The following is a 15170-nucleotide window of genomic DNA, read 5'->3' on the forward strand; positions in this document are numbered from 1 at the left end:
CCGCCGCGACTGACACCACTTCCCCCGCAGTGGACCGAGATCCGTCGACCCGCGCGCCCCGCGGGCGATGACCCCTGGGCCGCCCCGGTGACCGGCGCGGCGAGCCGAGGCCGGCGCACGCAGGCCATTCCCGTGAGGAACGACCGATGAACCTGGGCCAGAACTCCGCCGAGCCGCCGTTGTCCGAAGCCGAACTGGGCATCTGGATCGCCGAACGCGCCGCGACCGGCACCCGCTCCCGGTACCTGTGGGGCGAGTGCACCGACCTCACCGGGCCGCTGGACGCGGAGCTGCTGGCGGCGGCGGTGCGCCGCGCCGCGGGTGAGGTGAGCGCGCTGCGCGCGACGTTCACCGCCGACGCCGACGGGCTGCCGCGCCGCCGGTCGCAGGCCGTCGACTTCGCGGTTCCGGTGCTCGACCTGCGCGCTGAGCCCGACCCGTCCGCCGCCGCGGCGGCGTGGACGCGCGCCGAGCTGGACCGGCCGGTGGACCTGGGTGCCGGGCCGCTGTTCGGTGCCGCGGTGCTGCGCGTCGCCGACGACCGGCACCTGCTGTTCCAGCGGGTGCACCACATCGCGCTGGACGGGGTCGGGATGACCCTGCTGTCGCAGCGGATCGCGCAGGTCTACGGGCACCTCGTCGCCGCGGAGCCGGTCCCGGAGCACGGCTGGTCGGAGCCGGACGCGCTGCGGTCCGAAGAGGACGGTTACCGCGGTTCGGCCGAGTTCGAGGCCGATCGCCGGTGGTGGCTGGAGAACCTCGCGGGCGGGCCCGGGTTCCTGAGCATGGCGGCGCGACCGGAGGCCGCGGCGGAACGGTCGCTGCGGCTGACCTCCACTGTGGACGAATCGGGGTTCGCGGAGTTGCGGGCCGGTGCCGACCGGCTGGGGCAGCGCTGGTCCCGGCTGGTCGTGGCCGCCGCCGCGCTGCACGCGCACGCCGTCACCGGGAGCCGGGACGTGGTGCTGAGCCTGCCGGTTCCCGGCCGCACCACCGAGCTCGCCCGCAGCACGCCGTCGATGTCGGCGAACGTGCTGCCGCTGCGGGTGCGGGTGGACCCGGCCACCACCACCGGCGAGTTCACCGCGCACGTCGCCGCCGCGATCGCCGAGGTGCAGCGCCACCAGCGGTACCGCGGCGAGCGGCTGCGCCGCGAACTGGACTACCCGGAGGACGGGCGGGCCTTCTTCGGGCCGGTGGTGAACGTGCAGAAGTTCGCCTACGGACTGGAGTTCGGCGCGTGCACCGCGACCGTGCACAACCTGCAGGCGCCGCCGTCCGAGGACTTCTCGGTCGTGGCCTACGACCGCGGCGACGGTGGGCTGCGGTTCGACTTCGACGCCAACCCCGCCAACCACGACGAACCGCTGCTGGCGGCCGCGCGGGACCGTTACCTGCGGTTGTTGCGGCAGCTGGCGGCCGCCCCGGCGGAGCTGCCGCTGGCGCGGCTGGACCCGCTGTCCGAGGGGCAGCGCGCGCAGGTCGCGGCCGCGGGCGCCGGAGCACCGCCTGCGGCGCCGATCGAGGACGTGCTGGACGTGTTCGCCGCGCGGGTGCGCAGCGCCCCGGACGCGATCGCGGTGCGCGAGGCGGCCACCGGCCGGGCGTTGACCTACCGCGAACTGGACGCGCGCGCCGCCGGGCTCGCGACGCGCCTGGTCGAAGCCGGGGCGGGCGTGGCGACGCCGGTGGGGCTGCTGCTGGAGCGCTCGGCGGACCTGGTGGTGGCGGTGCTGGCCGTGGTGCGGGCGGGTGCGCTGTACGTGCCGCTGCACCGCGGTGACGCGCCCGGCCGGTTGCGGGGCATCGCGGAGCGGGCGGGCCTGGCGGTGCTCGTCGCCGACGCCGCGGACGAGTTCTCCGCGTGGTTCCGGGACATCGGCCCGGTGCTCGCCCCGGGCTCCGGCGCGACCGGCGCCGAACCGCCGAGGCTGGAACCCACCAGGCTGGAACCCCTCAGGCTGGAACCGGAGCACCTGGCCTGCGTCATGTTCACCTCCGGCTCGACCGGGCAGCCGAAGGGCGTCGCGATCACCCGCGGCGACCTGGTGCGGCTGGCCGCGGACCGCTGGTGGGCGGAAGGCGCGGCGCGGCGGGTGCTGCTGCACTCCCCGCACGCGTTCGACGCGCTCACCCTGGAGCTGTGGGTGCCGCTGCTCACCGGCGGGGAAGTGGTCACCGCGCCACCCGGCACCACCGACCTCGGCGTGCTGGCCGAGACGATCGCCGCGCATCGCATCACCGGGTTGTGGCTCACCGCGGGCCTGTTCGGCGCGCTCGCCGCGGAGAACCCGGGCTGCCTGAACGGGGTGCGGCAGGTGTGGACCGGCGGCGACGTCGTCTCGCCGGAGGCGGCGCGGCGGGTGCGGCAGGCGGTGCCCGGCCTGACCGTGATCAACGGGTACGGGCCGACCGAGACCACCGTGTTCGCCACCCGCTACCCGGTGCCCGCCGATCCGCCCGCGGTGCTGCCGATCGGTGCGCCGCTGGACGGCAAGCGGGTGCACCTGCTCGACGACGCGTTGCGCCCGGTTCCACCCGGTGTGGTCGGTGAGATCTACCTGAGCGGTGCCGGGCTGGCCCGCGGCTACGTCGGCGATCCGGCGGGGACGGCGCACCGGTTCGTGGCCTGCCCGGCGGGCAAGCCGGGGGAGCGGATGTACCGCACCGGGGATCTGGCGCGGTGGAACGCGGACGGGCTGCTGGAGTTCGCGGGCCGCGCGGACGGGCAGGTGAAGCTGCGCGGATTCCGCATCGAGCTCGGCGAGGTCGAGGCCGCGCTGCTCGCCGCGCCCCGGGTGCGGCGAGCGGCGGCGGTGCTGCGCGAGGACCGGCCCGGCAGGCGGCGGCTGGTGGGCTACGTCGTGGGCGCGGAGCCGGACGCGGCCGAGGTCGCCGCCCGCGCGGCCGAGCTGCTGCCGCCGTTCATGGTTCCCGCGGTGGTCGTGCCGGTTCCGGAGTTGCCGTTGACCCGCAACGGGAAGCTGGACCGGGCCGCGCTGCCCGCACCGCCGGACGTGGTCCCGGTTCCGTCCGAGCCCGTGGCGCCGGACGAGTCGGCGGGGCGGGTGCTGCGCGGCCTGCTCGGCGACGTCCTCGGGGTGGCGGAGGTGCCGCCGGACGCCGACTTCTTCGCGCTCGGCGGCGACAGCATCACCGCGATCCAGTTCGCCAGCCGCGCCCGCCGCGCCGGGTTCGAGCTCGGCACCGCCGACGTGTTCCGCCACCCGTCCGTCGCGGAGCTCGCGCGGCACGCGGGAGCTCCGGCAGCGGCACCCGCACCGGCGCGCCCGGCCGCGGAGCGCGGGCCGCTGCCGCTGACACCGATCATGCACTGGTTCCGGGAGCTGGGCGGTGCGGTCGCCGGGTTCGCGCAGTGCGCGGTGCTGCGCACCCCGGCCGGGCTCGACGAGCAGCGGCTGCGGGCCGTGCTGGACGCGGTGCTCGCCCGGCACGAAGCGCTGGGCATGCGGCTGTCCACAACGGACGGGATCTGGTCGTGGGAGGTCGACGGCCCGGCCCGGTGCGAGCCGCGGCGCGTGGACGTGCGAGAGCTCCCCGCATCGGAGCGGACCGCGCTCGCCGTGGAGAACTCCGCTGCGGTGCAACGAGAACTCGACCCCGAGTCCGGCATCGCGGTGCGTGCGGTGTGGCTCGACGCCGGTGCGGAACCCGGTACCCTCGTGCTCGCCGCGCACCACCTGGCGGTGGACGGCGTGTCCTGGCGCATCCTGCTCGACGACCTGCGCGCGGCGGGAACCGCGCTCGCCGCGGGCCGGGAACCGGAGGTCGCACCGGTAGGCACCTCGTTCGCCGACTGGGCGCACGCGCTGGAACGCCGCGCCCGGCATCCCGAGGTGCAGGCGGAATTCCCGCTGTGGCGGGAGATCGCGTCCACCGCGCAACCGCTGCCGCTGCGGCTGGACGCGGAACGGGACCGGGAATCCACCCGGGCGCACCGCTCGCACGCGTTGCCGGTCGAGGTCACCGGGGAGCTGGTGCGCCACGCCGCCACCGCCTTCGGCTGCCCGCTGGACACCCTGCTGCTGGCGGCGTTCGCGCAGGCCGCGGCCGGGCTCGGCGGCGACGGGCCGGTGCTGGTCGACGTCGAGCGGCACGGGCGCGAGGAGTTCGAACCCGGGCAGGACCTGGCGCGCACCGTCGGCTGGTTCACCACCGCGTTCCCGCTGCGCCTCGACGTGCGCGGCGCCGGACTCGACGAGCTGCCGGACCGGGTGCGCGCGGCACTGGACCGGGTGCCGCGCAACGGGATCGGGCACGGGCTGCTGCGGTACCTGAACCCGCAGACCGCGCCGGTGCTGGCCGCCGGCACCCGGCCGCTGCTCGGGTTCAACTACCTCGGCCGGTTCGACACCGCGGGCGACCGGGACTGGGCGCCGCGCCCCGAAGCGGGCGTGCTGGGGTCCGCGATGCCCGCCGACCTGCCGCTGAGCCACGCCGTCGAACTGGACGCGCTGATCACCGACGGGGACGGCGGACCGGAGCTGACCGCGAACTGGTCGTGGGCGGGCGAACTCGTGCCGCGGCGGCAGGTGGCGGAGCTCGCGGACCGGTGGTGCGCGCTGCTCGCCGAGTTCGCCGCCGAATCCCGCCGGCGCCGCGAGCAGGACGGCGGCGAGCTGCTGCCGGTGCCGCCGCTGGCGCAGGGGCTGCTGTTCCACTCGCTGTTCGACCGCGCGGGCACCGACCCGTACCTGGTGCAGTTCGCCTTCGAGCTCACCGGTGCGCTGGACGCGGCGGCGCTGCGCGGTGCGGTGCACGCGCTGCTGCGCAGGCACCCGCAGCTCAGCGCCGGTTTCCGGCACGGGGCCGACGGCGTCCCGGTGCAGCTGTGGCCGCACCGGTTCGAGGTCGGCTGGACGGAGCGGGACGCGCCCGCCGAAGCCGACGTCACCCGCTACCTGGAAGCCGACCGGGTGCGCCGCTTCGACCTGGCCGAGCCGCCGCTGCTGCGGGCCGCGCTGCTGCGCACCGGGCCGGACCGGCACGTGTTCGTGCTGACCACGCACCACGTGCTGCTCGACGGCTGGTCGATGCCGGTGCTGATCCGCGACCTGTTCGCGCTGTACGCGGGCGAGCCGCTGCCGGAACCGGTGCCGTACCGCGACTTCCTCGACTGGTTGTCCGCCCAGGACTTGGACGCCCACGAAGCGACCTGGCGAACCTTGCTGTCCGATGTGGACGAACCGGCGCTGGTCGCCGCACCCGGCCCGAGCACCGCGCCGCACCGGCGGACGCACCGCGAACTGGACGAAGCCGCCACCGAACGGCTCCGCGCGACCGCCCGCGCCCACGGCGTCACCACCAACGCGCTGGTCCAACTCGGCTGGGGCGTGCTGCTGGGCGCGCTGACCGGACGGGACGACGTGGTCTTCGGCGCCACCGTCTCCGGCAGGCCCGCCGAACTGCCCGGCGTGGAGGAGATCGTCGGACTGCTGATCAACACGGTGCCGGTGCGGGTGCGGCTCGACCCGCGCCGCGGCACCGCCGACGCGCTCGCCGCGCTGCGCGCGCAGCAGTCGGACGTACTGGCGCACCAGCACGTGGACCTCACCCGGCTGCAGGCCATCGCCGGGCGCGGCGAACTGTTCGACACCGTCGTCGTGTTCGAGAACTACCCGCCGGAACGGGAGGACGCGCCGCACGGGCCGCGGATCACCGGGATGCGGGTGCACGACGGCACGCACTACCCGCTGTCGCTGATCGTGTTGCCCGGCGAGCGGCTCGGGTTCCGGCTGGACCACCGCACCGACGTCGCCGACGAGGCGGCGGCGCGGCTGCTGCTGGACCGGCTCGCCGCGGTGCTGGACCGGATCTGCGCCGCGCCGGACGCGCCGCTCGGCACCGTGGACCTGCTGCTGCCCGGCGAGCGCGGCATCCCGGCGCCGCTGCCGGACCACGGTGCCGGGACCCTAACGGAGCTGTTCGAGCGGCACGCCGCGGCCCGGCCCGGCGCCCCGGCGGTGTCCTGCGGCGAGCAGCGCCTCAGCTACGGCGAGCTGAACGCGCGGGCCAACCGGCTGGCCCGGCTGCTGGCCGATCGAGGTGCCGGGCGCGGGCGGGTGGTGGCCCTGGCACTGCCTCGCGGCATCGACCAGGTGGTGGCGCTGCTGGCGGTGCTCAAGACCGGCGCGGCCTACCTGCCGCTGGACCCCGACCACCCGGCCGAACGGCACCGCGAGGTGCTCGCGGACGCGGCACCGGCCCTGGTGGTCGCCTCCCGAGCCACGGCGCCCGCCGGGGACCTCGCGGTGCTGGTGCTCGACGACGTCGACGACGCGGAGTTCTCCGGCGCCGACCTGGGCGTGCCGATCCGCCCCGGCGACCCGGCCTACGCGATCTACACCTCCGGTTCCACCGGCAGGCCGAAGGGCGTGCTGGTCGCGCACGACAACGTGCACCGGTTGCTGGCCGCGGGCGACCGGCACTTCGGGTTCGGGCCGGACGACGTGCACGCGCTGTTCCACTCCTGCGCCTTCGACATGTCGGTGTGGGAGCTGTGGACCGCGCTCGGGCGCGGCGGGCGGCTCGTCGTGGTCCCGTTCGACGTGAGCCGGTCGCCCCGCGAGTTCCGCGAGCTGCTGCGGCGCGAGCGGGTCACCGCGCTGTCCCAGACGCCCTCGGCCTACTACCAGCTGGTCGAGGCCGGGGCCGAACCGCCGTCGGTGCGCAGCGTCGTGCTCGGCGGCGAACCGCTCGACCCGGCGCGCATCGCCGGGCGCATCGCCACCGACGGTCTCCGCGTCATCAACATGTACGGGATCACCGAGACCACCGTGCACAGCACGTTCGCCGAGCTCACCGACCCGGCGGAGACCCGCGGCGTCGTCGGCGCCGGGTTGGACGACGTGCGGCTGCACCTGCTGGACCACGCGCTGCGCCCGGTGCCACCGGGCTGCCCCGGCGAGATCTACGTGGCCGGGCGCGGCGTGGCGCTCGGCTACCTGGACCGGCCGGGGTTGAGCGCGAGCCGGTTCGTCGCCGATCCGTTCGGCCCGCCAGGTTCCCGGATGTACCGCTCCGGCGACCTGGGCCGGGAGCTGCCGGACGGGTCGCTGGAGCACCTCGGCCGCACCGACCAGCAGGTGCAGGTGCGCGGTTTCCGCATCGAGCCGGCCGAGGTCGAGCACGTGCTGGAACGCCACGACGCCGTGGAGCGCGCCGTCGTGCTGCCGCAGGCCGGCCCCGGCGGTCCGCGGCTGGTGGCCTACGTCCGGCTCGCCGGCGACGCGGCGCCGAACGAGCTGCTGGCGCACACCGCCGCCGCGCTGCCCCGCTACATGGTGCCGTCGTTCCTGCTGCCGGTCGACGAGATCCCGTTGACCCCCAACGGGAAGCTGGATCGGCGGGTGCTGCCCGCCCCGGAGTCCGGCCGCGCACCGGGGCGGGCTCCGGCCACCCCCGTCGAGCGGTTCCTGCGGGAGGCGTTCGCGGCGGTGCTGGACGTGCCGGAGATCGGGGTGGACGAGAGCTTCTTCGACTGCGGCGGGCATTCGCTGCTGGCCACCCAGCTGATCAACCGGGTGCGCTCCGGGCTGGGCGTGGAGCTCGACGTGCGGACCCTGTTCGACGTGCCCACCGTCGAGGGCATCGCCCGGCACCTCGCCGAGCGCGGCGAGACCGCCCGGCCCCGGTTGCGCCCGGGACGCCGCCCCGAGCGGGTGCCGCTGTCGCCCGCGCAGCGCCGGTTGTGGTTCACCAGCGGCTTCGACGAGTTCGACGACACCTACAACCTGCGGTTCGCGCACCGGCTGCGCGGACGGCTCGACGTGGCGGCGCTGCGCGCGGCCTGGCAGGACGTGGTGACCCGCCACGAGGTGCTGCGCACCACGATCGCCGAGGCGGACGACGGCCCGTGGCAGCACGTCCTGCCGCCCGGTGCGGTGCACTTCGAGCACGTCCGGCTGTCCGAAGTAGACATTCGCGAGCGGATGGCCGCGGACGCGGCGCACCGCTTCGACCTGGCCGCCGAGGCACCGCTGCGCGTCACCCTGTACGAGACCGGGCCCGAGCAGCACGCGCTGCTGGTGCTGCTGCACCACATCGCCGCCGACGGCTGGTCCTTCGCACCGCTGAGTCGCGACCTGTCCACCGCCTACCGCGCCCGGCTCGGCGGTCGGGCTCCGCAGTGGGACCGCGAACCAGTGCAGTACGCGGACTTCGCGGTGTGGCAACGAGAACTCGACACCGACTCCGACCTGGAGCACTGGACCGAGGCGCTGCGCGGCGCACCGCAGCTGCTGCCGCTGCCCACCGACCACCCGCGCCCCGCGGTCTCCGCGCACCGCGGCGAGACCATCGAGGCCGAGTTCGCCGCCACGACGCACCAGGCCGCCGCCCGGCTCGCCCGCGACCACGACGTCAGCCCTTTCATGGTGCTGCACGCCGCGCTCGCCGCCCTGCTGCACCGGCACGGCGCCGGCGCGGACATCCCCATCGGGACCCCCGTCGCCGGGCGCGGGGACGCCGCGCTGCACGACGCGGTCGGCTGCTTCGTGAACACCGTCGTGCTGCGCACCGACCTGACCGGGCGGCCCACCTTCCGCGACCTGCTGCGGCGGGTCCGGGCGGTCGACCTGGACGCCTTCGACCACCAGGACCTGCCGTTCGAGCGGCTCGTCGAAGCGCTGCGGCCGCCGCGCTCGCTGGCCCACCACCCGCTGTTCCAGGTGATGCTCGCCTTCCAGGACACCCCGCCCGCCGAGTTCGACCTGCCCGGCGCCGAGGTCGCACCGCTGGACCTGCACGGCGGTTCCTCGCGGATGGACCTGCTGTTCAGCCTGCGCACCCGGCACGACGCGGCGGGTGATCCCGCGGGCATCGGCGGCGTGCTCGAGTACGACACCGAGCTGTTCACCCCGGACACCGCGCGAGCGCTCATCGGCAGGCTGGAACGGCTGCTGCTGTCCGCCGCGGCCGACCCGGGGCAGGAGGTCGCTGCGCTCGCCGTGCTCGCCGAACCGGAACGCGCCGCCCTGCTGCGCACCGGCGCAGGGCCGGGTGGCGAAGCGCTGCGAGCGGCGGCGCACGAGCTGTTCGCCGAGCACACCGCCCGGAACCCGGCCGCCCTCGCCCTGATCCACGAGGGCCGCGAGCTCACCCGCCATGACCTGTCCGAGCTCGTCGAGCGGATCGCCGCCGACCTCACCGCCGCCGGAGCCGGCCCGGGCGAGCTCGTCGCGCTGCGGCTGCACCGCGGACCGGAGCTGGTCGCGGCGGTGCTCGCGGTGCACGCGACCGGGGCCGCTTACCTGCCCTGCGACCCGGACCTGCCGCCGCGGCGCGCCGCGGACCTGCTCGCCGACGCCCGGCCGGGGCTGCTGCTCGACCACGACGGGACCGGCGCGGTGCGCTGCTCCCGCCTGGCCGGCACGCCCGCCCAGGTGCCGCTCGGCACCGCGTACGTGCTGCACACCTCCGGCTCCACCGGCAGGCCCAAGGGCGTGGTGGTGCCGCAGGACGCGGTGCGCAACCTGCTCGCCGAGCTGCGCGACCGGCTGCGCTCCGGACCGGGGGAGCGGGTCCTCGCCGCCGCGCCCGCCGGGTTCGACATGTCCGTGCCCGAACTGCTGCTCGCCCCGGCCACCGGAGCCGCCGTGGTGCTCGCCGGGCGTGACACCGTCCGCGACCCGCGGCTGCTGCTCGAACTCCTGACGCGGCAGCGGGTGACGATCGTGCAGGCCACGCCGTCGCTGTGGCACGCGCTGCTGGCCACCGACGGCGCCGCGCCCGCCCTCGACGGGCTGCGGGCCGTGATCGGTGGCGAGTTCGTGCCCGGTCCGCTCGCCGAGCGGCTGCGCGCGCTCGGCTGCGAGGTGCACGCCTGCTACGGGCCCACCGAGACCACCGTCTGGTCCACCGCGCACCAGGTCACCGGCCCGCAGCCCGCGGGCGTGCCGCTGGGGGCACCGCTGCGCGGCACCCGCTGCCTGGTGCTGGACTCCCGGCTCGAACCGGTGCCGCCGGGCGTGGTCGGTGAGCTCTACCTCGCCGGGCGCGGTGTGGCCACCGGCTACCTGCACCGCACCGCCCGCACCGCGCAGCGCTTCGTCGCCGACCCGTTCGGGCCGCCCGGCGGCCGGATGTACCGCACCGGTGACCTCGCCTCCAGGGACACCGCCGGAACGCTGCGCTTCCACGGCCGCGAGGACGACCAGATCAAGATCCGCGGGCACCGGGTGGAACTCGGCGAGATCGAAGCGGTGCTCGCCGGGCATCCGCAGGTGAGCGCCGCCGCCGTCGCCGTGCACGACCACGACGAGCAGGACCGCAGGCTCGTCGCGCACCTGGTCGCCCCCGGCGCCGACCTCGGCTCGGTGCGCGCGCACCTCACCGGGCGGCTGCCCGCGCACATGATCCCGTCCCGGCTGCTGCTCATCGACCGGCTTCCGCTGTCGCCCAACGGGAAGCTGCTCCGCGACCGGCTGCCCGCGCCCGAGCGCGCCGCGCGCACCGGCGGCTCCGGGACCGCGCTGAGCGCGGTGTTCGCCGAGGTGCTCGGCGTGGCGCACGTCGGGCCGGAGGAGAACTTCTTCGAGCTCGGCGGGCATTCGCTGCTCGCGGTGCGGCTCGTGGACCGGGTAGCGGAGCGGCTCGGCACCCGGCCGAAGCTGCGCGACGTGTTCGCCGCACCCACCCCCGCCGCGCTGGAACGCGTGCTGCACACCGGCCCCGAAGCCGCCGGGCACCTGGTGCCGCTGCGGCCGGGCGGCACGGCCGCGCCCGTGGTGTGCGTGCACCCGCTCAGCGGGCTCGCCTGGCTCTACGCGGGACTGCTCGCCCACCTCGACCCGGCGCACCCGGTGCTCGGCGTGCAGGGCATCGGCGCGGGCGGCGTCACCGACCTGCCCGGCAGCATCGACGAGATGGCCGAGCGCTACCTCGCCGAGCTCCGCGCCGCGCACCCGCGCGGGCCGTACCACCTGGTGGGCTGGTCGTTCGGCGGCGTGGTGGCGCACGCGATGGCGGCCCGGCTCGGCGCCGACGCCGGACTGCTGTGCCTCATCGACCCGCCGCTGCCCGAACCCGGTGGCGCGGCGGACATGATCGACCCGGCGCGCATCCACCGCGTGCTGCTCACCTCCGTCGACCAGGACGTCACCGGTGAACCGACCTTCGCCGAGGTGTCCGCCGCGCTGCGCCGGGAGGACAGCGCGCTCGCCGCCCTCACCGAGCAGGACGTCGCCGACGTCGTCACATGCTCCCGGCACAACGCGGCGCTGCTGCGCGACCACCGGATCGGCCACCGCAGCGGCGACACCGTCCACATCGGAACACCCGAGGGGCCCGGCCCGCTGCGCTGGCGCGCCCACCTCGACGGGCCGTTCACCGGCTACCAGCTGGACCACCCGCACCACCGGATCATGCAGCCGCGCCACGTCGGCGAGATCGGCGTCTTGCTGCGCGACCACCTGCGCCACCACACCGCGACCGAGGAGGAACGGCGGCCATGACCAACCCGTTCGACGACGAGGACGGCACTTTCCTGGTGCTGCGCAACGAAGAACTCCAGCACTCGCTGTGGCCCGCGTTCGCCGCGGTGCCCGCGGGCTGGGACGTGGTGCTCGGCGCGACCAGCCGGGACGCGGCGCTGGAGTACGTCGAGCAGCACTGGACCGACCTGCGTCCCGCCTCGCTGCGCGGCGGAACGGAGCCCGCGCGATGAACGCCCGGCCCGAACTGGCCGAGCTGCCCGTCGGTGCGCGCGTCGTGATCCGGCTGCCCAACGGGCCCGAGCTCGCCGCCGTGCTGCTGGACTGCTTCGACCGCGAACTGGTCGCCGTGCCGCTGGCACCGCGCGGCACCGATCTGCCCGAGATCGTGCGGCGCGTGCGGGCGAGCGCCGTCGTCGAGCAGCACGCGGGCACCACCACCGTCCGGACCACCGGGTTCGCCGCCGAGCACCCGGAAGCCGCCGGGCTCGCGTTCATCATGTTCACCTCCGGTTCCACCGGGCGGCCGAAGGGCGTGCGGCTCGGGCGGGCCGCCGTGCTCGGCAACGCGGCGAAGACCGCCGCGCTGCACGGAATCGCCCCGGACCGTCCACATGGGACGTGCCTGCCGCTGTACCACTGCAACGCCTTGGTGCTGTCGCTGCTCGGCACCCACCTCACCGGGGCACCGCTCGTGCTGCACCCCCGGTTCGACCCGGCCGGGTACTTCGCCGACCTCGCCGCCGCGGGAGCCCGGACCGCCTCGATCGTTCCGGCGCTGCTGTCCGACCTGGTCGACGCCGCACCGGAGTGGCCGCCGGAGCTGGAGTACCTGATCACCGCGGCGGCCCCGCTCACCGGCGACCTCGCGCACCGGTTCCACCGGCGCTACGGGCCGCGGCTGCGGCAGGGCTACGGGCTCACCGAAGCCGTCAACTTCAGCTGCACCGCACCGAGGTTCGGCGGTGCGGACTTCACCGCGCACTACCTGGACCGGTTCCCGCCCGTCGGCGAAGCGCTGCCCGGCACCGAACTGCGGCTCGACGCGGGCGAGGTGCAGATCCGCACCCCCGATCTGATGGACGGCTACTGGGAGGACCCGGCCGCCACCGCGGAAGCGCTCACCCCCGACGGCTGGCTGCGCACCGGCGACCTCGGCGAACTCCGGGACGACCGGCTGCTCGTGCTGCGCGGACGCACCAAGGAGCGCATCGACCGCGGCGGCGAGAAGCACTACCCGCTGGAGGTCGAGCGCGGCTGGCGCGCCGACGGGTTCACCGGCAGGTTCGCCGCCGTCGGCGTGGCCGAACCCGCGCTGGGGCAGGAGATCGGACTCGTCACCGCCGACGCCGGCGTGGACGAGGTGCGGGACCTGTGCGCCCGCACCGCACTGCGGCCCGCCGTGCTGCGGCTGGGCGGCTACCGCGCCACCGCCACCGGCAAACCCCGCCGCTCCGCGATGGGCGCGACGCTGGCCGCGCGGCGGCAGCCCCCGGACCGCTACGCGCGGCTGCTCGCGCACGCGGGCGCCACCGCCCGCGCGATGCTGCGGGAAGCACCCCGCTCGGCCGACGAGGAACTGCGCAGGCTCGTCGCGCACGCGCCGCGGACCCCGGTGCTCGGCGACGACGACGCGTTCGCGGCCTGGGACTTCCTGCGGGAGCACTGGCTCGACGAGGACGACGGGGCGGCCGCGAAGTCCGGATGGCGCGCCCGCCTCACCGGCTCCTGGCCGCTGTCCGCGCACGTCGACCTCGCCGCCGCCGTGGCCGCCGCCGAAGGCGCCCCCGCCGTCGCCGTCCCGTTCGGCGAGGAGACCACCGTCGAGGACGGCCGGCTGCTGCTGCTCCCGCACGCGAGCCCGGCCACCACCGCCGCGACGCCCTGGGCGCTCGGTCCGGTGTGGACGTTCCTCACCGGTGGCACCCGCCACCGGGTGGACCGGTGGAACCGGATGCGCCGGCTGCGGCACGACGGGCACGCCCTCGTGGGCTGCTCCGTGCTGCGCGCCGGACGGCACGATCTCGGCGGCGTCGTCTGGGCCCGCCCGAAGGACGAGGAGTGAACGTGGAACACCCGCTGCAGATCACCGACTGGGCGAAGAACTCCATCAACGACGACCACACCGAGTTGCGCGTGGAGCACGCCGAGCTCGAAGTCCCCATGCACGGCACCGCCGCCGCCAGCGGACGCGAGCTGGCCACCAACGGCGACATCGGTGCCGACCTGATCCGGTTGCCCGCCGGGCAGGGATTCGTGCCGCACACCCATCCCGGGCACCACGTGCTCACCGTCGTCGCGGGCATCGGCACCATCACCTACGGCGGGCGCATCCACGAGACCCGCGCGGGGCAGACGTTCCTCGTCGAAGGGGAGGTGCCGCACGCGGTCGGCGCCGTCACCGACCACCTCATCGTCGCCGTCGGCGCCCCGCACAAGCGCATCGACTCGACGGACCGGATGACGCCGGTGCCGTACGAGGAGATCATCGCCGATGACGGGGAGCTCACCTGCCTGCTGTGCGAGAAGACGGCGGGGGCACCGGAGTACCTGCACTCGGTGGGCTGCCCGCACTGCCCGTGCCGGGAGTGCGCGGGGATGTGAGCTCGTCCGCCCGGGCCGCTGCGGGGGCTCGGCGTTCCGCTCCCGGCGACGGACGAGAACGCCGAGGCCCCGCCCGCCCGGCGGCGGCGCCGTGCAGCGGCCACCCACGACCCCGGCGCAGCGCAGCTCCTTCCCGGTGACGACGACCCCGCGGTGAGGACGCCGCCGAGGCCTCGCCGCCCCGAGACAGGAGGGGACGGCCGGTTCGCAGCGTCGTCGTCGGGGTACCGGGTCAGAATGCGGGTGGACCCGAACCCGATGCAGAGGACGCCCGTGGAACTCACCGCCGCTGAACAGCACCGCCGCGCCACCACGTTCGCCGAGCTGCACCGCGGACCGGGGGCGTTCGTGCTCCCCAACCCGTGGGATGCGGGCACCGCGCGGATCCTGGCCGGGCTCGGCTACCCCGCGCTGGGCACCACCAGCGGTGGGCTCGCGAGCCGGTTGGGCCGCCGCGACGCGGCCCGCCAGGTGGGCTTGGACGAGGCGGTGGACAACGTGCGGGAGATCGCCGAGGCCACCGGGCTGCCCGTGTCCGCGGACCTGGAGAACGGCTACGGCGACGAGCCGCGCGATGCCGCCGACGCGGTGCGGGCGGCGGCGCTCGCCGGTGCCGTCGGCGGGTCCGTCGAGGACGCCACCGGGCGCGCCGACGACCCGATCTACGAGCACGACCGCGCGGTCGAGCGGATCGCGGCGGCCGCGGAAGCGGCGCGGGAGCTGCCGTTCCCGTTCACCCTCACCGCCCGCGCCGAGAACTTCCTGCACGGCCGCGCCGACCTGGCCGACACGATCCGCCGGTTGCGGGCCTACGAGGAGGCCGGGGCCGACGTGCTGTACGCGCCGGCGCTGCCGGACGCCGACGCGATCCGCGCCGTGTGCTCCGCCGTCACGGCACCGGTGAACGTGCTCGCGGTCGGTGCGGCCCGCGCGCTGTCGGTGGCCGAGCTGGCGGAGCTCGGGGTGCGGCGGATCAGCCTCGGTTCCACGTTGGCCCGCGCCGCGCTGAGCGCCCTGGTGCACGAGTCCCGGGAGATCGCGTCCGGCACGTTCCCCGACGCGGCCGGGGTGCTCTCCGGCGCCGACCTGGCGGAGCTCTTCGAGCGCGGCTAG

The 15170-nt window shown here is 75.9% G+C and carries 5 protein-coding genes; all 5 read left to right on the forward strand.

Annotated elements, in window-relative coordinates:
• Positions 1-146 precede the first annotated feature (146 nt).
• Positions 147-11474: a non-ribosomal peptide synthetase gene (locus H1226_RS09640; RefSeq protein ID WP_258348539.1), complete on the forward strand. Its 11328-nt coding sequence runs from the start codon at positions 147-149 to the stop codon at positions 11472-11474.
• Positions 11471-11686 (forward strand): MbtH family protein, encoded by a 216-nt coding sequence (locus tag H1226_RS09645; protein ID WP_258348543.1) that lies wholly within the window; start codon positions 11471-11473, stop codon positions 11684-11686. Before H1226_RS09640 ends, H1226_RS09645 begins: the two co-directional genes overlap by 4 nt.
• The gene (locus H1226_RS09650; protein WP_258348545.1) at positions 11683-13518 is read left to right on the forward strand and encodes a class I adenylate-forming enzyme family protein; all 1836 of its coding nucleotides are present in this window, start codon (positions 11683-11685) and stop codon (positions 13516-13518) included. The genes H1226_RS09645 and H1226_RS09650 overlap by 4 nt, the downstream gene beginning before the upstream one ends.
• Before the next feature lie 2 nt (positions 13519-13520).
• The gene (locus tag H1226_RS09655; protein WP_258348548.1) at positions 13521-14057 is read left to right on the forward strand and encodes a cupin domain-containing protein; all 537 of its coding nucleotides are present in this window, start codon (positions 13521-13523) and stop codon (positions 14055-14057) included.
• Positions 14058-14315: 258 nt separating this feature from the next.
• Positions 14316-15170: an isocitrate lyase/PEP mutase family protein gene (locus tag H1226_RS09660; RefSeq protein ID WP_258348551.1), complete on the forward strand. Its 855-nt coding sequence runs from the start codon at positions 14316-14318 to the stop codon at positions 15168-15170.

Source organism: Saccharopolyspora gregorii, from assembly GCF_024734405.1.
GTDB classification, from domain to species: Bacteria; Actinomycetota; Actinomycetes; order Mycobacteriales; family Pseudonocardiaceae; genus Saccharopolyspora_C; species Saccharopolyspora_C gregorii.

Excerpts from the sequence above, each read along its gene's own strand:
- H1226_RS09650 (WP_258348545.1), top strand. The coding sequence starts at position 11,683 with ATGAACGCCCGGCCCGAACTGGCCGAGCTGCCCGTCGGTGCGCGCGTC.
- H1226_RS09660 (WP_258348551.1), top strand. The coding sequence starts at position 14,316 with ATGCAGAGGACGCCCGTGGAACTCACCGCCGCTGAACAGCACCGCCGC.
- H1226_RS09640 (WP_258348539.1), top strand. The coding sequence starts at position 147 with ATGAACCTGGGCCAGAACTCCGCCGAGCCGCCGTTGTCCGAAGCCGAA.
- H1226_RS09645 (WP_258348543.1), top strand. The coding sequence starts at position 11,471 with ATGACCAACCCGTTCGACGACGAGGACGGCACTTTCCTGGTGCTGCGC.